The following is a 17,145-nucleotide window of genomic DNA, read 5'->3' as shown; positions in this document are numbered from 1 at the left end:
AGTCTATTCCACTCGGTAATACCCTCGGCAAAACACGGAGTTCTTCGGTTTTATAGCAATTAAAAATGAATTAAAAATATCAGAGCCAGAGATGATTAAGTTGAGCAAACTTATATAGATTAATATGGATTGAATTTCACCTGAAACAAATAACGATAATATGGCAGGTACTACGGATAATCCGATGAGAGGCAGGCTCATAAAAGTCCAAAATCTCATTTTGGATAACACAGCATTCGTATTCAGCCAAAAAAATCCTGAAAATGTAAGGCTAATATCACCTTTATTATAGATAACAATTACATGGAGTACTTCGTGAATAATAAAGACAATAACTCCTATTAAGATAAGTGTAAATTGATTAATCGAGCGGTATCCAAAGTCTATGAAAAAAGCAAATAAAATAAGTGTAGCCTGAAGTAGATACACAAACTTCATATAATGTACTCGAAACCAATCATTTTTTATAAATGGCTTCCATTCTGCTGTATCCATGCTGATTTTTGGAAAGTGTCGGAACCACAGGATCATGAGCATCTACTCCCTTCCTCATAAAACTAACACTCTAGTACTCGTTCCTGTTTCCTTTAATAGTAGATTTAATTCAGTTGCTTTTTTTCATAGTTTATTTTCTTTACATTAATGATATGTGCTATTTCTCTTGTTTCATCTCTTCCAAACTGGCCGTTTTCCAGTATCGAAAACTCTATCCCATCTATTGTGCGGAAATTATACGTACCTAATTGACCTACCTCATATTCATAGACAACGTCAGAAATTTCATCCCAAGCAAATTTTTCTGCCACTGTAATGTCTTGAAGTACAATGAACTCTTTATGAATGAGTGTGTAACTAATTGTAGAAACATACATAAGTGCAAAAAACGCTACACAAAGTAATCCAGAAAGAAAATAGGTCATCCAATTTCTTTTAAAAGCAAGTATCAGTAACCCGATTATTATTGAAATAAAAGCAATCAACACGATATAGAAGTTTTTTTCTGAAGGAATAAGCACAATTTGACCTTTTTCAAAATGAAAAGTTTCAACACTAAAAATTGGGAAAATGAAAACAAAGACTGGGGCTAAGATGATGAGTAAGATAGAGAAAACAATAAAAACCGTTCTAGGGGATGTTCGATTTAGCATAACCTCTCTCCTTCCATATGAAAAGTTCTATACTTCATATACAGATTTTGGATAAAGAAAGTTTCATATTTTTGTATAAATGTAAAAATATTCATAATTACTAAAAATAAATAAGAACCATCTCCAGATGATTCTTTACTTTAATTTATCTTTAATATTTCAATGTTGCTGCCCAAATTAAAAGATATATTGGAGCAATCAAACAAATAGCCGAGAGAGTGAGCGAGATGATAAAAGGCAGGCTATAATTCGTTCCAATCGAGAAGTTTAGAAATACTTCATTAGCAAATATAAAAACTAGAAAACTAAGATGTTGAATGAGTATCAATAATTTTGTGGCTCTTGAATATTGAATTTCTTTATTCGCTTCTGTTAGATTTACATAGTTTAATTTTTCTGGGTTCTTTATTAACAATCCAATAAGAAACCAAGCTAGGAGACTTATAATAGGCATAATTAATAATGCATATTTTGGACCCCAATTATCTGGCGTATCGTTAGTAAAGTGGATCGCGATACGATCAGGAATACTCGACCACAGGGAAATTAAATTAAAAATATGATAGCCAAAAATAACAATTGAGATTATTAAAAGAATTGTTTTAAAACCTTTGTGTTTCATTTTATCACCTTCAATATTTTTCATTAATGAAAGGCTAATTTCAATCATATCTAAAAATTGCTGAGAACAAATATAGTGAAAGACAACAATAAAATACACACCAAAATATACTTTTAGATTTTTTATATTCTTGTATTGCTAATGTTACAGCTAATACACTACACAGAATGTACATCAATGGCGCTAAGGTAAAGTTTAAAGTCACTAAATTATATGTACTGACTAACAGGATGGAGACCATTAAACAAAATTGACAGACTGTTAGTAAATCAAATTTCTCTTCTTCCCTATCGCTTTTCAACAGTATCCCCCTCCCCTCACAAATTACCAAACTGGATTTCTTACTCCTCTTCCATCCAACTACCTAATAATTCTTCGAAAAAAATTCTCGGTGCAGATTGCTGGTCATTTTGTAGATGGCTTTTTGCCACAGCAAGTATATTTAACTGAGGAACTACGAATATGTATTGCCCAAATAATCCGTTAGCATAGTAATATTCAATCGGTGGATGAATATTCATATTTTCATATGTCCATAGTTGATAACCATATCCGTAGGTATCTTCTTCTGTAGTATCAAGATGTTTATATGGTCTTCTTGCCTGAAGAATCCAGTCGGAGGAAACTACTTGTTTTGAATTAAATCGCCCTTCGTTTAATAACAACAGCCCGATTTTTACCATATCCTCAAACTTTAGTGAAATACTAAATCCACCACCATGAATTCCTTGCGGATCCGTTAGCCAATTGTATTGATTGATTCCTAATGGTCCGAATAGATATTTTTCAGCAAATAAAGCAGTAGGCATTCCAGAAACTTGTTGAATAATTGCACTTAGTAAATGAGAGTCTCCCGAATTGTACTGAAAGGTTGAACCCGGGTTATATATAACGGGCTGTTCTAGTATGAATTTCACCCAGTTTTTAGATCCTTGAATATCCCTTACTTGTAACCCTGAAGTCATCGTTAGTAAATGAAAGATTGTAATTTCTTTCTTCTTTGGATCATTTGACTCTGCTATTTCTGGAAAGTAGTTTTGAATGGGTTCGTGAATATTTTTTATTAACCCTTGATCTACCATAATTCCGATTAATAGAGAAACAATGCTCTTTGTAATGGAATACACCTTTGCTGGCTTTTCTACGACCTTCTTATTTTTCACGTATTCGAAAATCCGTGTACTTCCCTTATGAACAACAAAAGCTTCAATTCTAATACTTTTAAGTTTCTTTTCTAACTTATGAAGTAATAATTTATCCATCACCGATCCCCCTTCCCCACTGCTTCATATTCTATTTCAATCTTTGATTTCCTTTTTTGTGACAGTATTACTATCCTCTCAACAAATCCTTATCTAATTGACCCAAACATTATGCAAGTAATTATCCTTAATGGTAAATGACTTTAAATTTAATCGAGTTATAATTGAATTAAATGGTAAGGATCCTCATCATAACTCTCAAAGCATTAAGCATCTTTGAGACAAGTAATAAATTAAAAGAACGTATTGAATTCTTTTGGGCTAGCCAGTTTCTTCATATATTTTTTTAAATATGTTTGTGAAATATTTCACATAAAAACTTTATTTTTTTCAACGAGTTTGTGAAATGTTGAGCATAGTCTTCCTCTGTTGGAATGAGTATGCGGATCTTTGAGCATGATACAAATGTGTATTTCAAATAATGAACTGGAGGGTATTAAAATGGCTAAATTACAAGATAGAGTTGCGATTATTACAGGTGGAGTTTCAGGTATTGGTGCGGAGACAGCAAGACTTTTTGTGAAAGAAGGAGCAAAAGTTGTTCTTGTTGACTGGAATGACCAAAATGCTAAATCTTTTGTTGACGAATTGACAGGTCAAGGTGGCGAAGCAATTTTTGTAAAAGCGGACGTTGCTAGTGAAGAAGATGTGGCAAATGTTTATAAAGAAACGATTGATACTTTTGGTAAGGTAGATATTTTATTCAATAACGCTGGGATTGGCGCAGTAAAACCAACGGAAGAATTAACTTATGCTGAATATCGTAAAACTGTTGCAGTCGATTTAGATGGTACATTTTTAGTTGCCCAACATGCGATTAAAGAGATGTTAAAAACTGGTGGTGGCGTGATTGTTAATACTGCTTCTATGTACGGTTGGGTTGGATCACCTGGTAGTGCCGCTTACAACGCTGCTAAAGGTGGAGTGATTAACTTAACACGTTCATTAGGACTTGAATACGCAACTCGTAATATTCGCGTAAACGCCCTATGCCCAGGATACATTGATACACCAATTATCCCTGAAGACTATAAACAAACTTTACGAGATGTTACTCCAATGAGACGTTTAGGTACATCAGAGGAAATGGCAAAAGCTGTGTTATTCCTAGTTTCTGACGACTCTTCATTCATGACTGGGAATACATTAACAGTTGATGGTGGTTTCACAGCTCAATAAAATTAAAATGATCCCTTAATGTGTTATAAGGAAACACATTAAGGGATTTTTTACAGTTTACACTAGCGGACCATTCCGAGAGAGCCGTTATTAACAATAATTACTTTTACTGGTAAACCCCATTCTTTTCATAGCTATTACGACTAATACGGCAACGGCTGATAAAAATAATTTGGTTTCAATATTTTATTTTTATAAGATTTATGAAAAATATGGGTAGCAACTGGAGAGACGGGGGGAATTAACCAAGTCCAATCTCCAGTGACACCTCTTTCATTTTCTATTTCTTTTTCTTCAAAGAGTTTAAATTGCTTCGCCGCTGTATGGTGATTGACAATGCTGACACCATCTTCTTTATAAGAATATAGAACAGCTTCATTTAATTCTATTAACGCTCGATCTTTCCAAAGAGAACTATTCTTGCAAATATCTAAGCCCATTAGAGCGCCAATTTTTGGCAGCATATTATATCGAAAATCATCAGCCAAATTTCTGGCGCCGATTTCAGTTCCCATATACCAACCGTTAAAAGGTGCTGCTGAATAAACAATCCCGCCTATTTCAAGGGTCATGTTTGAAATGATAGGAACAGCATACCATTTCAAGTTTAAATCCTCGAACCATTGTAAAGAAGGATGGCGCAAAGGAACTTCAAGTACAAGCCTCTCTGGTATTTCAAATATTTTTGGGTCCTTTTGATTTAATTGAATCACTAATGGAAGCACATCAAATTGAGTACCTTTCCCTTTCCAGCCCAAGTCTTTACATATTTCAGTAAAAGCAATAGAGTCAGGGTCTCCGATAATAGAACTTTCTGTATGATAACCGGCATAACGAATTAATTGATGATTCCAGATCCGAATGGACTCATTATTCTTTTTCTGCTGAAAAATGGTTATGGTTGGACGAATACGCCCCTTATTTGTCGCGAATTCAATATGATTTAATAACGCTTCATGAATAGATTCCTCAGTACGGAGATCACGTTTATCAAAAACCGTCAGACTATCCCAATATAATCTCCCGATACACCGATTGCTGTTTCTCCAAGCCATTTTAGCCCCATGTTCTAATTCCTCTGGAGTATGTTCGTAATACCCAAAGCTATTAATTTCTTTATTAATCTGGGCCAGTCTTTTCTCTATTTCCCTCTCACTTTTATTTAGCTCACTATAACAAACTTTAATAAACTCTCTGGCTTCCTTTTGTAAATTCTGTTGCAACCATTCTCACCCTATTCTATAACCTCATCCAATATAATTAGTAACTTAAAACTTTGACAGAGTATACACGCCCATTTTTAATTTTTAAGCTTTAATCATTCAAATATATTATCTATCTTCTCTGTAAATTAGAGTATTGAAACAAAAGATTATATAACTTAAAAGTAAGGTAACCCCGCCACCAATATAAAGGACCAATGTTATACCTTCTGGTAGATTAAATGGCTTAACCATGTATAACCACATGCCTAATGTAAGACCAACCGTACCTATTATGGCAGTCCAAACATGGATTTTTGCCATAACCGTCTTTTTTGTCTGAAAAACCTTATAATATACAGCCCATGCAAATAAACTTAACCATCCAACCACTAGTATATGTGCATGAACTGGGCGAAAGGCATAAGAACCAGCACCAGCCATATGAGCACCTAATATCGCCCCTATTAAACCAAATACACTAGCAAATCGTAATAGTACTAAACTATAATTACTCAACTAGTATCCCTCCTTTTCATACCCTTCCTATCCACTTCTATAACTTACTCCATTAATATGAACAGAGGATGAATAAGAGGTTACAAAAAACCATCCATTGCAGATTGTTAATTAATCTTCAATGGATGGCATCAAATGTTTATGAATAGGTAGCTCTACAATAAATGTCGTTCCTTCATTCTCTATACTTTCCACCTGAATATGACCGTCATGCAGTTTAATAATTGTCCAAACGATAGATAAGCCTAAGCCAGTTCCCTCAATTGTCCGTGTACGAGAGGTATCTGCACGATAAAATCGGTCGAAAATCCGGTCAATTTCAACTTTGTTTAATCCGATACCTGTATCTTTGAAACGAATAATGATTGAATCTTCCTTTTCTTCTAGTGCTATCTCAATGCTGCCGTCTGGGTTGTTATATTTAATGGCATTTGTAAGTAAGTTATCCCAAACTGTATTAAGTAAAGATGGATCACCAAAGAAGTTAACATCTGGCAGAGTGTAGCTAAGCATTATCCCTTTCTCGCCTACTAACCATTGATAACTTCGCGCTAATTCTTTTATTTGTTGACCAACATTCAATGATTTTTTCTTCAAAATATCATGATTACGATCTAGTGAGGCAAGGAGTAACAGTTGTTTCGTTAAATTCGATAATCTGCTTATTTCGTCATTAATTATTGAAACGTACTGCCCTTTTTCCTGCTGACTAATCGATTCATTTTCCAACAGCTTTGTATACCCTTTTATATTAGACAATGGTGACTGAATATCATGAGAAATATTCGAAATAAATTCCTTTTTTACGTCATCCATTTGTTCTAGTTTTCTAGCCATACTTAAAAAACTATTGGAAAGCTCCCCAAGCTCATCATTACGATTAATATCAAGTTCCACATTAAAATGGCCATTTGAAAGTGATTTTGTGGCAGATGTGAGTTTTGAAATGGGCTTTACTAAATATTTTGTACTAAAAAGGACTATAACGATGCTTAAAAATATGGTTAATACAAGTAACCAGCCAAATAAAAGATGCATTTCATTAAAGAGAAGTTTAATATCTGGCCGGATGAAAAGAGCATACTTTTTTTCGTTATGTTTAAATGGAACTCCTATTGTATTTTTCAATTCATTTGCAAAAAAGCCTGTTACAAAAGTTTCTTGTGGAAAGTTAAGAATTCCATGATACGTATTTCCCTTTAATACGTGTTCTATTGTTGAGGATGGCAGAGTTTTATCCCTAAATTCTGCACCCCAGTAACCATCTTCTCCCTCTCCATCAATCAAGTAGAGCTGATAGCCAATCGAGGAAATATGATTGAAGTATTCTTCTAAATTAATTTCTGGTTGCTCGTTAATATAAGTTGTGACGGATTCTGCAATTTTTGTGATTTTACTATCATTGTCGGGTTTTAACTTTTGTTGATAGTAGGTATTGGATATTAAAAAGGCTAAAATACTACTCAATATCATGATTCCAACCGTAACAACGACGAATTTTACGTATAGAGATTTCATGACCGCTTTGCCTCCAGCGAATAGCCAACCCCGCGTATAGTTTTAATGTGAAAGTCATCTGTTAACTGTGAAAAACGTTCCCTTAATCTTTTGATATGAACATCTACTGTTCTTTCGTCTCCTTCATAATCAATCCCCCAAATTTGTTCAATAAGGTGCTCTCTTGAAAAGACTTGCTTAGGATTAGCCATAAGAAAATACAAAAGTTCAAATTCCTTCAAAGGTAAAAGGAACATACGATCATCAATCTGAACCTCATAGCTTTTTTTATTAATTGTTGTATTTCCCATACGAATAATAGATTCTTCCGAGACATTGTCATATCTCCTCAAGAGGGCTTTTATACGATAGCTCAATTCTTTCGGCTCAAATGGTTTTACTACATAATCATCAGTGCCAGCTTGAAAACCCTTCTCTTTATCCTCTATTTGACTTTTGGCTGTTAAAAGAATAACGGGGATATTAAATTGCTGTCTGATTTCCTTTGTTAGTTCAAAACCGTCCATAAATGGCATCATCACATCTACGATGGCTAAATGACAGTTTTCCTTTTGAAGAATTTCTAATGCGCTAATTCCATCTGTTGCTTTGAATACAATATACCCTTCCTCAGATAAGTGAATGGATACAAGGTTTAAAATATGGACATCATCATCAACAACTAAAATTTTTGTCATTATGATAGCTCCTTACAGTTGACAATTGTAATGTGAAAAAAGCCCAGCACAAAAACCGGGCTAAATGGTATGTTGTCTCTTAGTATTAATTAGTTAACTATGCTGCACAATCAAGCCATCACTCATTTTAATAATATGGTCCACAAAGACAAGCATCTCTTCATCATGAGTTACAACTAGCGTAGTAATGTTCAACGTTTTCGTGATTTCCCTAATTAACGCCATCACATCTTTAGACCTTTTTGAATCTAAACTTGCGGTCGGTTCATCAGCAAAAAGTACTTTTGGTTTATGAATAATTGCACGTGCAATAGCAACTCGTTGTTTCTCCCCACCTGACAATGAAGATGGATAAGCCTGTTTTCTATGTTCCATTCCAACTACTTGTAGAATTCGATTTACCTCACTCTTTTGTTCATGTTTTTTTAATTTCGATTCCGAAACATCTAACATTAATAGTAATTGTTCTTCTACTGTGAGAAAAGGAACAAGATGAGCAAATTGAAAGATAAAACCAAAATGATTTGCACGTATTTTTCGAATACCTTCTTCTTCCATTTGACTAAGATTGTTACCTTCAAATATTACCTGCCCATTTGAGGCAGATTGTAATCCCGCGGCTATTGTCAGTAATGTACTCTTACCCGATCCTGATGCACCTACTAACGCTGTTACTTCCCCTTCTCTAAGAGAGAGATTTACCCCTTTTAATATTTCTTCCTTTACTTCTCCAATAGTAAACGTTTTTTTCACTTCATTAAGTGTAAATAAAGACATATTATATCTCTCCTTGTTGAATGGCTTGTAATGGTTCGATTTTTTTAATTTGTAAGCTTGCGATGGTAGTACCAATAAATCCGATGACTAAGAATACAACGGATAAATTCATTGTTGTTTCTATCGTTAGACTAAATGGCATTCCTTCAGGGGCAATTAAATTAAATCCTTGGCTTATTGCAATGGACAGTGCAAGTGAAGTAATTGTAATAAAAATCATCTGTGTCCACATAATCGTAAATAACCTGCTCGTCTTTAAACCAATTGCTTTTAATATGCCGAATAACCCAATCTTTTGAACGTTCATCATGTAGAAAAAGATTGCAAACAACATACCACTTATGACCACTAAAAACCAAACAATCATGTTTAATGTCATCTGTTCTGCATTAAAACTAGGTATTGTTTTCAAAAATTCATGCTTTGAAAAGGATTGTAATCCCGAAATTTCTTGGGGTGAATTATCTTTGGGTACAAATACTAATTGCATTTCATTCACTCTATAGATCTCTTTGTAGTTTTCTATATTAATAAATGCAACTGCTGCATGGCTGAATTTTGTTTGGTCAACAAAACCTTTTACAGTAAACTCACCACTAAATTGAGGATTCGTCAAAGTATCTCCCACATTAATTCCTTTCTCTTCCATTGACTGATCTAATATAATTTCACCGTCTTTAACATCCTTAAAATTTTTCGATTCGGTTGAAGCAACAAAAACTACGCTTTGTTGTTTGCCATTATGATTATTTAATATTCCCATTTGAATTGATAATGCCGTAGCGTCTTTATAGTTGGTCAGAAGCTCATCTTGTAAACTACTATCGATTCTAGACAAAGTGTAAGTTTCCTCTGCATCATCATTCATGTAAAACTGTCCTTCTGGTAAATCTTTAATTAAAGAAGCATTATCCTGCGATAAGCCATTCGCTAAACCCGAAATAATAAACGTTAGTAAACTTACTAGAAATACTATTGAACCTAATATTAAAAATCTTACTTTATTCCTTTTGATTTCTTTAAATGCAAGATTCATATTTCATTCCTCCACTTTCTATTTGACATCCTTAGAGTACATCTCTTAGATGAACAGAAAATGAACGTAAGGTTACATTGAATATTAAATTAAAACAGGAAAACCCTTGATTATGATATTAGTAATTTTTTTAAAACATAAAAAAAACAATGGATTCCATTCCATTGCTCTTACCTACAATTTGATATAAACAGCAGTCATTATCACTATTAAAAGCATTAGTTTCTTCAAAACTCTCTCCCCTTTTTGCCTCATTTTGGTTTATGTAGAATCGAGAAACATACTAAGAAGGATAAAATCAATACAATTGCATAAAACCAAATTGAACCGTACCATTCATCCCCTAAAGATATCCAAAAAGATGTACCGGGAAATCCTGAAGAGAGTGATACATCGATGTAAAACATTGCTGCGAAGAATATTAATAATGGGAGAAATAGTACCCAAATTAATAATTTTAATTTCATGATCATTATCTCCCCCAAGGCTTTTATTAGTTTTACGTACTAATTGGATGTAAGTTCCAAAAATTGCTTAAAATCTAATCATAACTGCTCTATGTTGTAGTATCCTTCATAAAGTGTCATTTTTAAAGTATAATAAGTTCTATTAATATAATTCCAAGGGGATGCGATATGGTTTCGGACAAAAAGAATGCATATAAATACGCTTATGAATATATTCGAGAACGTATGTTGGATGGATCTTATGAAGGTGGAATGAAGCTTATTGAAGATCGCCTCTCGGAAGAAATTGGTGTGAGCCGTACACCAATTCGTGAAGCCATCCGAAGACTGGAGCAAGAAGGTTTGATTAGAAATAAAAGAATTTATAATCCTTCTGCTCAGGATTTAATCTACATATATGAATTACGCATACTAATAGAAAGTTATGCAGCGAAAAAAGCAGCAGAAAATATGAAAGAAGAAACGATTAAAGAATTAGAGAATACCATTACGGAAGCACATAAAGCTTTTTCGGACGAGCAGTACAAAAAGATGTATCATGTAAACCAACACTTTCATGACTTGATTGCAAATGAGTGCCACAATCCATTAATGATTGAAAGATTAGAAATAGCAAAAACCATTTTCTATTTGTTTAGTTTAAAACTTAATATTTATAAACGTCCACATATAATAGATGAGCACGAAGAGATCTACAATGCTATTAAGGATAGAAACGAACAACTTGCCGGCGAATTAATGGCCAACCATTTAAAGAAAGATATGAGCTACATTCTAGAGATAATTGCAAGAAGTGGGCGCTTTTAAGTGTAATTGAGGGTATTAATCAAAATGGATTAATACCCTCATAATCATTTTCAATTAAACGTGGTTAATTCTTCTGAAACAGAATTGAAAGGTATCTAGGTTTTTGTAACATTTAATAAACGTATTTTGAACGAGATCCTTAGCTGTCTCAGCATCTTTCACATATGAAAAGGCCAATCGTACTAGTTCATTACCATATTCAATCATTATTTTTTCTAGTAGGAAATCTTTTTCTTCTCTGTCCAATCTACTACCCTCCCAACCTACTTCAAATTCTGCTATTAGACGATTGCCAAATCATATTAGGTTCAAATTTTAATAGATTTATTATTTTCATATAAAAAAAGCATCTGTGAAAGATGCTTTCCTTCGCAAGTTTTCTATAATTATTATCCCATAAACTAGTAGTTTTCCCATTCACTTTTATGAAGAATGTAATGCTGATAGATCTGTTTTTCAATTTCTATATTCCCTACATATTTAAATCCACATTTTTGAATTACTCTGCTGGAGCTAGCATTTTTAATAAGAACAACGGCATTTAATTGTTCAGTATTTGTTTGATGAAACAAATACTTAATGAGCCCTTTTACTGCTTTCGTTGTGTAGCCTCTATTTCTATAATACTTTGAAATTGCGAAGACAATCTCTCTATTTGGTTCAGGTAACTCTTCTTTTATTCCTGTATTGCAGAAACCTATAAATTCACCAGATTCTTTTAATATAATCCCTAGTTTCAGGTAATTTTCTTCATCAATATTAGGTACTGCAGATAAAAAGCTTTTGTTTGAAGGGATTTCGTAATTTGTTACCCAATCCAAACGCTGTTCTCTCGTTGATTTCCAATCTGGTAAAAATTCATTGACTTCCGGTTGTGAAGTAATTTCGTAGATAGCATCTACATCTTCAACTCGGAATTCTCTAAGAATAATATCTCCACTATCGATTGTAAATAAATCGTTCATTATTAACCCCTCTTCACTTTCCAATTCGTAAAAACTCTGCTGGAACTTTCTTAACAAAATGTTTTTCAATAAATTTAAGCACCTCATCGTTACCTGGCAGCGTAACAAGTTCAATCGCTTCATCGAAACTTAACCATCTATATTCACTATGTTCATAGTTTAGAATGACATCCTGATCAGCATCCACAAACCCTACAAATACTGGTGCAATATAAATATAGTTCTCTATCGGCGAGTAAAATTGATCAAATGTATTTGAAGTGTACAATGAAACATTTGTTATCCCCGTCTCTTCTTTAATTTCCCTTAAAGCCGATTGCCATGCTGTCTCCCCATCTTCAATACTCCCGCCAATATAACACCATGTATTTTGCAACACAGGCGTTGCTCGTTTTAATAAAAGCACTTTATATTCATGACCAAATCTTTTCAATAAAACGACCGCAATTCCCTTACTTCGTAAAGGGATTTCAACATTACTTTTACTCATAATTTATCCCCTCTGTGGAAAGTCTCGTATTATCAATCTCTTTCAATACAGAAAGGCATTTCTCCTTCTTTGAGAAATGCCCCAGTAATTATTATTAAATTTGATTTCCATGAAATACTCTTAAAATAAATTCTCGTTCTGGAACTTTTAACTTCTGGTATGAATCTAAGAAAGCAGTGTTATCATATGGTGCTTCTTCGAGGTTAATTTCTATCTCATTGTTTGACACACTTACAATTGCATAAGGTGCGGTCGGTTTATGATTACAGCCGAGGGAACCAGGATTTAAATAGATAGATTTATCTCCTCTAAAATAATGAAGTGGATGATGGTGACCAAAACAAATTAAGTCTTCATTATTATCCACAAATAAAGATTCTAAGTTTACTAGGCTTGGTTCCACTATTGAACTAAATGGATTTTTACTGATGTGCTCATGTAATTTACCCTTTTTAAATTGGTAATGTGTAAATAGAATAGAACGACCGTCAATCGTTTGGTTGATCGTTCGAAGTAATTGTTCTAGTTTAGGAATGAATGATGGATCCATTTTATTTAAGATCCATTGATGATGTACTTTAACGTGAGGGTGATTGTTCGGATACTCTTCTCCCTTTGCTAAAGCTAAAATAGCTTCATCATGATTCCCAGTGATCATTGAAAGATCCATTCTTGAAAATAGCATATGTAATACTTCGTTCGTATCAGGTCCAATGCCAATCATGTCCCCTAAGCAATAAATATGGTCAATTTCATTTTTATCAATTTCCGTAAGGACTGCTTCTAAGGCAGCTGCGTTACCGTGGATGTCGGTAATTATTGCAATACGTGTAATTTTAATCCCCCCTAAACATGGTCTATCTCCTAATTACTTCTATATAATTTATTATTGTTCCTTTTCAAAAAGATACCAATTTAGAAACTTTTTAATCTGCTATTCGTAAATGAAATAAGTAGTAATAAAACACAGGAGGGATTCAATGAAAAAACTAATTTTGTTTGTTTTAACAGCTTTGATCCTGACAGCTTGTGTAAATACTGAAGATGCATTTGAGGCAAAGGTGTCTGACTTTGAGGATTCAGGATTTACAAATACGAAAGGTCAGATTATAGCTATAGTTGAGGATGCTGGCATATTAGTTAGTGGAACACTTCATTCACCTGAAAAAAAGAGCAGCTTAGATAAAGTTCTTGAGAAAGAAAATGCAGGAAATGATAAACATTTTAGTAAAGTTTATTCCGAAGGAAAGATTGAAACAACGGGTACAAAATACTATGTCACTCTTGATGAAACGACTACTTTAGAGTTTGAAAAAGTTGCGCAGCGAAAAATTAAAGATTCAGAAGGTGTGGAATACGTCACGCAGGAATATCCGAAATGACTTTAATAGCGTATTCGAACTTGAATACGCTATTTATAAAGCATCCATTCTCCGTTTTTCAGCTTCAATATAATTATAAACAGTGATTACTTCATTGTCATAGTCCTCATCGATTTCAAAGTACTTAACACCTGATTCTAGACAGATTGCTTTAAATTCTTCGTGTTCCTTGATGAGCTTATCTATACTTCTATCTTCCGGCCAACTCCGCTGCTCAATCGCATTCCTATGTTGCACGATTTTCGATTCGAAGTTTTCTTTAATATAGTTTGTCGAGAAACCCAAAAAAACTGGAACTATTTTTTCTGAATAGTTGATGTCAAAGTCCTTCAAATAGTGAGGCAATATGTAGCACCCTTCAATTATGATGTGTTGTTTATTCTCAATATTGGTCATAATCAATCCTTTTAAAATAGGCCAAATCTTATCACCTATTACCTCATTGCTATCCATCGGTGTGAATCCACAATTCTTATCCCCTCTATACAAGCCCATTTTTAAATGGTCGATTGAGAGATATGGAATATGATATTTTTCTAGTAACTTTTGGGCCATTAAGGTTTTACCCGTACTACCTACAGCACTAATTAAAATAATCATAGATTGCTCCAATCTGTTTCTCTTTATTAACAGTCTACTCACAAAGCTAATTGATTAATGCCAATATACATTAATGAGTTCTCTAGCTACAATGAATGCATTGTTTGGGTTATCCTTTGATAATTCGATTGTTCGTTTTCGGGCAACCGTATAGTCAGTATTTATCCCTTCAATGTACGCACTTTCTGATGATTGGATAATAAAGTATCTTCCCGTATTAGATCCTTTGCTTAAAGATTCTTTTTCAAAGTGTGGATTAATCTTAAGTACTTTTTCGTAGTCCTCAGAAAATTCCCTGTAAACAATCCCATCCCTTACAACAAGAACACGATAGAACACACTCACATTTTTGTATCCCATTGGTATATTTTTTACAACTAATGAATTTTTGTATGGTTCTTTAAAAAACTCAACATCACTTGATAACAGACTTTCTCCACTTGCGATGATAAAAAATGCACCTTCATTATTTAAGTCAAACGGATTAATACCATTTTCCGGGTACTGATATCTTACAGTCGGTAAGGTTAGCCCATCATAATATTGAAAATCTAAATGTTTTTTCAAACAATTACCTCTTTTCTCTAACTAATATGAACATCTTATGATTACGGGCGAGTTTTGGAACTATAAGACTCGTCATTTAATTGAAGAGTAACACGATCAAATTATACAAAGAATGAATAATAATGACTGACCAAAGAGAATTACTTTTCTTATAGATAAACCCAAAAATCATACTCAATACAAAAATAGATACTGTAGTACCTAGAATAGTCGGGAATTCAATTAGACCTTTATAAATCCAAATAGGAAAATGAATCGAGACAAAAAGTAGAGATGTAATCGTATTGGCTATCCAGAACTTATAAGAATCCATCAGTTTTCTTAATAGGTACCCTCTAAAGACAATTTCCTCAGTAATTCCAACCAGTAGGACAACATTCAGCCATTCATGAAAGTCTAGTTGAAAATCGAGATCGTTTTTTAAAACGGTAATATTAATAACAGAGTAGAATAGCAAGATTAAGATTACCCAACCTGCCCACTTCAAACCTTTTCGAAAATTATGACGTAATCCTAAGTAAGAGAATGGTTCCTCTTTTTCTATTAATTTAACTAAAAAAATTACCGGAACGATCCAAACAGCTATCTTAATTGTGGCTGATGTTATAGCTCTTGGAACGGGGTCCAACAAATCTAAATATTGGACAAACCATAGTTCTCTGAAACTCCATAAGGCAAAAAATATGATGAAATATATCCAAATATAATTAATCTTTGATTTAATCAGAAACTCCTCCTTTCATCCTGCCAAAAATCAGCCCTATTTTTAAAATTGCAGGTGTTGTATTAGAATCTATCTTAAATCTAAGACCCTATCTTGCTGATATTAGACAAAAATGACTACTTATTAGAAAAACTGATGGAGTTATTAGAAAAATCGCGGAGTTATTAGAATCTAGTTTATTGTTTATTCGCCTGCTCTTTTCAAAATACCTAAATATTCTTTCCAAGGCCCTACGTCTGTTCTGTATCGCTCAGCCATTACCCTTACAATTTGGGCAATATGTGTTAGATCATGGACTACCCAAGTTGAAAGCAATTCTCTTACCTTCACTGTTCCAAATGCAGGGTGTGAACCCTCCAACTCTAGATGTATATCAGGGTCAATAAGTGATTTTAGTTTATTAATATTTTGCATTCTTATTGCTTTAAATTCCTGTAACTTTTGGTCAATTGATTGTGAAGACTTATCATTTAAGTGTGAGAATCGATCAAATGGAGGAAATGGTTTATTACAGCCTTCTTGGAGAATATGTTCTAATCTTGGTATCCAATTTGTTTTCTCCCCTTCAATCAGGTGGTCCACTACTTCAATGGAATTCCAAGTTCCGTCGCCTTCATTGCATTGTAGCCATCCTTCCGATAACCCAGCTAAAAAATGCTCAAGTGTTTGCTGTGTTCGTTCTAGCACCTCTATAGCTTCGTCCATATTAAAATGCATCCAATTACTCCTCCCAGATTACCAACTTTGTCATACCATATTTCAAATTAAATCATTGTAAGTCCAAAGATCCCAAACTGCCATACAATTACCGCAAAAATAATAAAGAATATTGCATCACCAATACATAAAACGTAATATCTTGAGTCGGGATCTTGCTTCCACCAAAAGTACGATTCGATCACTAATGGTACAGCTGCAAGTAAAAGAAAGATACCTAATACTGACATCTGTGAGATAAATCCTTTTTGCAAAAAGTAAAATAGTAGAATAAAAATAGGAATTAAAATTGTTCCTAATATTACATTAATGATTTTATGTTTCTTGTGAACAAAATCCTTATGATAAAACTCTTTTTCAACTTTGAATATATTAATAAGGGCCATTTTTAATAGAAATTTCAAACTAAAGAACATTGCTGCAAATAATAATAGTTTTGTAATTAGCATTTCTTCGCTCCTCTAGTTTCTCAAAATACCTTCGTTA

The 17,145-nt window shown here is 33.5% G+C and carries 22 protein-coding genes and 1 pseudogene; 3 read left to right on the top strand and 20 right to left on the bottom strand.

The window, feature by feature from the left end:
• Nucleotides 1–3 precede the first annotated feature (3 nt).
• The 4 genes from CRO45_RS17490 to CRO45_RS17475 form a co-directional block, all read right to left on the bottom strand.
• The gene (locus tag CRO45_RS17490; RefSeq protein WP_097150914.1) at nt 4–537 is read right to left on the bottom strand and encodes a DUF3267 domain-containing protein; all 534 of its coding nucleotides are present in this window, start codon (nt 535–537) and stop codon (nt 4–6) included.
• Between the two features lie 62 nt (nt 538–599).
• Nucleotides 600–1,148, bottom strand: coding sequence for a hypothetical protein (locus CRO45_RS17485; protein ID WP_097150913.1), 549 nt, complete (start codon nt 1,146–1,148; stop codon nt 600–602).
• Between the two features lie 151 nt (nt 1,149–1,299).
• Nucleotides 1,300–1,770: a DUF1648 domain-containing protein gene (locus tag CRO45_RS17480; RefSeq protein WP_170949546.1), complete on the bottom strand. Its 471-nt coding sequence runs from the start codon at nt 1,768–1,770 to the stop codon at nt 1,300–1,302.
• Nucleotides 1,771–2,111: 341 nt separating this feature from the next.
• The gene (locus CRO45_RS17475; protein ID WP_097150911.1) at nt 2,112–3,032 is read right to left on the bottom strand and encodes a serine hydrolase domain-containing protein; all 921 of its coding nucleotides are present in this window, start codon (nt 3,030–3,032) and stop codon (nt 2,112–2,114) included.
• Between the two features lie 441 nt (nt 3,033–3,473).
• On the opposite strand from CRO45_RS17475, the gene CRO45_RS17470 reads away from it, so the two are divergent.
• Nucleotides 3,474–4,211 carry an SDR family NAD(P)-dependent oxidoreductase gene (locus CRO45_RS17470; protein ID WP_097150910.1) on the top strand — a complete coding sequence of 246 codons (738 nt, stop codon included), beginning with the start codon at nt 3,474–3,476 and terminating at the stop codon, nt 4,209–4,211.
• A gap of 143 nt (nt 4,212–4,354) precedes the next feature.
• Here the strand turns inward: CRO45_RS17470 and CRO45_RS17465 are convergent, their stop codons facing one another.
• The 7 genes from CRO45_RS17465 to CRO45_RS17435 form a co-directional block, all read right to left on the bottom strand.
• On the bottom strand, nt 4,355–5,434 hold the full coding sequence (locus tag CRO45_RS17465) for a nitric oxide synthase oxygenase (protein ID WP_097150909.1): 1,080 nt from the start codon (nt 5,432–5,434) through the stop codon (nt 4,355–4,357).
• 108 nt (nt 5,435–5,542) lie between these two features.
• Nucleotides 5,543–5,932 carry a hypothetical protein gene (locus CRO45_RS17460; protein WP_097150908.1) on the bottom strand — a complete coding sequence of 130 codons (390 nt, stop codon included), beginning with the start codon at nt 5,930–5,932 and terminating at the stop codon, nt 5,543–5,545.
• A gap of 111 nt (nt 5,933–6,043) precedes the next feature.
• Nucleotides 6,044–7,450, bottom strand: a complete 1,407-nt coding sequence (locus tag CRO45_RS17455; RefSeq protein ID WP_097150907.1) for a HAMP domain-containing sensor histidine kinase — start codon at nt 7,448–7,450, stop codon at nt 6,044–6,046.
• A complete protein-coding gene (locus CRO45_RS17450; protein WP_097150906.1) occupies nt 7,447–8,127 on the bottom strand; it encodes a response regulator transcription factor in 681 nt (226 codons plus the stop codon). The genes CRO45_RS17455 and CRO45_RS17450 overlap by 4 nt, the downstream gene beginning before the upstream one ends.
• A 93-nt stretch (nt 8,128–8,220) precedes the next feature.
• Nucleotides 8,221–8,904: an ABC transporter ATP-binding protein gene (locus CRO45_RS17445; protein WP_097150905.1), complete on the bottom strand. Its 684-nt coding sequence runs from the start codon at nt 8,902–8,904 to the stop codon at nt 8,221–8,223.
• A gap of 1 nt (nt 8,905) precedes the next feature.
• Complete coding sequence (locus CRO45_RS17440) at nt 8,906–9,940, bottom strand: ABC transporter permease (RefSeq protein ID WP_097150904.1); 1,035 nt, start codon at nt 9,938–9,940, stop codon at nt 8,906–8,908.
• 251 nt (nt 9,941–10,191) lie between these two features.
• Complete coding sequence (locus CRO45_RS17435; RefSeq protein ID WP_141400337.1) at nt 10,192–10,407, bottom strand: hypothetical protein; 216 nt, start codon at nt 10,405–10,407, stop codon at nt 10,192–10,194.
• Nucleotides 10,408–10,575: 168 nt separating this feature from the next.
• On the opposite strand from CRO45_RS17435, the gene CRO45_RS17430 reads away from it, so the two are divergent.
• Nucleotides 10,576–11,214: a GntR family transcriptional regulator gene (locus tag CRO45_RS17430; RefSeq protein WP_097150902.1), complete on the top strand. Its 639-nt coding sequence runs from the start codon at nt 10,576–10,578 to the stop codon at nt 11,212–11,214.
• A gap of 81 nt (nt 11,215–11,295) precedes the next feature.
• Here CRO45_RS17430 and CRO45_RS17425 read toward each other — a convergent pair.
• The 4 genes and pseudogenes from CRO45_RS17425 to CRO45_RS17410 form a co-directional block, all read right to left on the bottom strand.
• Nucleotides 11,296–11,460 (bottom strand): annotated as a pseudogene (locus CRO45_RS17425) (sigma factor); the annotation flags it as partial.
• Between the two features lie 155 nt (nt 11,461–11,615).
• Nucleotides 11,616–12,179 carry a GNAT family N-acetyltransferase gene (locus CRO45_RS17420; protein ID WP_097150901.1) on the bottom strand — a complete coding sequence of 188 codons (564 nt, stop codon included), beginning with the start codon at nt 12,177–12,179 and terminating at the stop codon, nt 11,616–11,618.
• Between the two features lie 13 nt (nt 12,180–12,192).
• Nucleotides 12,193–12,669, bottom strand: coding sequence for an NUDIX hydrolase (locus CRO45_RS17415; protein WP_097150900.1), 477 nt, complete (start codon nt 12,667–12,669; stop codon nt 12,193–12,195).
• Nucleotides 12,670–12,763: 94 nt separating this feature from the next.
• The gene (locus tag CRO45_RS17410) at nt 12,764–13,486 is read right to left on the bottom strand and encodes a metallophosphoesterase family protein (RefSeq protein WP_268878137.1); all 723 of its coding nucleotides are present in this window, start codon (nt 13,484–13,486) and stop codon (nt 12,764–12,766) included.
• Nucleotides 13,487–13,649: 163 nt separating this feature from the next.
• Here CRO45_RS17410 and CRO45_RS17405 point away from each other — a divergent pair, with 163 nt between their 5' ends.
• Nucleotides 13,650–14,051 (top strand): hypothetical protein, encoded by a 402-nt coding sequence (locus CRO45_RS17405; RefSeq protein ID WP_097150898.1) that lies wholly within the window; start codon nt 13,650–13,652, stop codon nt 14,049–14,051.
• 33 nt (nt 14,052–14,084) lie between these two features.
• On the opposite strand, the gene CRO45_RS17400 is transcribed toward CRO45_RS17405, so the two are convergent.
• The 5 genes from CRO45_RS17400 to CRO45_RS17380 form a co-directional block, all read right to left on the bottom strand.
• Complete coding sequence (locus tag CRO45_RS17400; protein WP_097150942.1) at nt 14,085–14,651, bottom strand: 2-phosphoglycerate kinase; 567 nt, start codon at nt 14,649–14,651, stop codon at nt 14,085–14,087.
• 54 nt (nt 14,652–14,705) lie between these two features.
• Entirely contained in the window at nt 14,706–15,218 is a 513-nt protein-coding gene (locus tag CRO45_RS17395) for a hypothetical protein (protein WP_097150897.1), read from the bottom strand.
• Nucleotides 15,219–15,294: 76 nt separating this feature from the next.
• Complete coding sequence (locus CRO45_RS20475; RefSeq protein ID WP_408057169.1) at nt 15,295–15,675, bottom strand: CPBP family intramembrane glutamic endopeptidase; 381 nt, start codon at nt 15,673–15,675, stop codon at nt 15,295–15,297.
• Between the two features lie 450 nt (nt 15,676–16,125).
• Nucleotides 16,126–16,659 (bottom strand): DinB family protein, encoded by a 534-nt coding sequence (locus CRO45_RS17385; RefSeq protein WP_097150895.1) that lies wholly within the window; start codon nt 16,657–16,659, stop codon nt 16,126–16,128.
• Nucleotides 16,660–16,706: 47 nt separating this feature from the next.
• On the bottom strand, nt 16,707–17,108 hold the full coding sequence (locus CRO45_RS17380) for a DUF4181 domain-containing protein (RefSeq protein ID WP_097150894.1): 402 nt from the start codon (nt 17,106–17,108) through the stop codon (nt 16,707–16,709).
• Nucleotides 17,109–17,145 lie beyond the last annotated feature (37 nt).

This window comes from Ureibacillus acetophenoni (assembly GCF_900220965.1).
Taxonomy (GTDB): domain Bacteria; phylum Bacillota; class Bacilli; order Bacillales_A; family Planococcaceae; genus Ureibacillus; species Ureibacillus acetophenoni.
Note: the sequence above shows the minus strand (reverse complement) of the source record. Positions and strands in the feature narration are given on the sequence as shown.

Bases quoted from the DNA above. Each gene is read 5' to 3' on its own strand.
- CRO45_RS17490 (WP_097150914.1), bottom strand. From the start codon at position 537: ATGCTCATGATCCTGTGGTTCCGACACTTTCCAAAAATCAGCATGGAT.
- CRO45_RS17485 (WP_097150913.1), bottom strand. From the start codon at position 1,148: ATGCTAAATCGAACATCCCCTAGAACGGTTTTTATTGTTTTCTCTATC.
- CRO45_RS17480 (WP_170949546.1), bottom strand. From the start codon at position 1,770: ATGAAACACAAAGGTTTTAAAACAATTCTTTTAATAATCTCAATTGTT.
- CRO45_RS17475 (WP_097150911.1), bottom strand. From the start codon at position 3,032: ATGGATAAATTATTACTTCATAAGTTAGAAAAGAAACTTAAAAGTATT.
- CRO45_RS17470 (WP_097150910.1), top strand. From the start codon at position 3,474: ATGGCTAAATTACAAGATAGAGTTGCGATTATTACAGGTGGAGTTTCA.
- CRO45_RS17455 (WP_097150907.1), bottom strand. From the start codon at position 7,450: ATGAAATCTCTATACGTAAAATTCGTCGTTGTTACGGTTGGAATCATG.
- CRO45_RS17450 (WP_097150906.1), bottom strand. From the start codon at position 8,127: ATGACAAAAATTTTAGTTGTTGATGATGATGTCCATATTTTAAACCTT.
- CRO45_RS17445 (WP_097150905.1), bottom strand. From the start codon at position 8,904: ATGTCTTTATTTACACTTAATGAAGTGAAAAAAACGTTTACTATTGGA.
- CRO45_RS17440 (WP_097150904.1), bottom strand. From the start codon at position 9,940: ATGAATCTTGCATTTAAAGAAATCAAAAGGAATAAAGTAAGATTTTTA.
- CRO45_RS17435 (WP_141400337.1), bottom strand. From the start codon at position 10,407: ATGAAATTAAAATTATTAATTTGGGTACTATTTCTCCCATTATTAATA.
- CRO45_RS17430 (WP_097150902.1), top strand. From the start codon at position 10,576: ATGGTTTCGGACAAAAAGAATGCATATAAATACGCTTATGAATATATT.
- CRO45_RS17420 (WP_097150901.1), bottom strand. From the start codon at position 12,179: ATGAACGATTTATTTACAATCGATAGTGGAGATATTATTCTTAGAGAA.
- CRO45_RS17415 (WP_097150900.1), bottom strand. From the start codon at position 12,669: ATGAGTAAAAGTAATGTTGAAATCCCTTTACGAAGTAAGGGAATTGCG.
- CRO45_RS17405 (WP_097150898.1), top strand. From the start codon at position 13,650: ATGAAAAAACTAATTTTGTTTGTTTTAACAGCTTTGATCCTGACAGCT.
- CRO45_RS17400 (WP_097150942.1), bottom strand. From the start codon at position 14,651: ATGATTATTTTAATTAGTGCTGTAGGTAGTACGGGTAAAACCTTAATG.
- CRO45_RS17385 (WP_097150895.1), bottom strand. From the start codon at position 16,659: ATGCATTTTAATATGGACGAAGCTATAGAGGTGCTAGAACGAACACAG.
- CRO45_RS17380 (WP_097150894.1), bottom strand. From the start codon at position 17,108: ATGCTAATTACAAAACTATTATTATTTGCAGCAATGTTCTTTAGTTTG.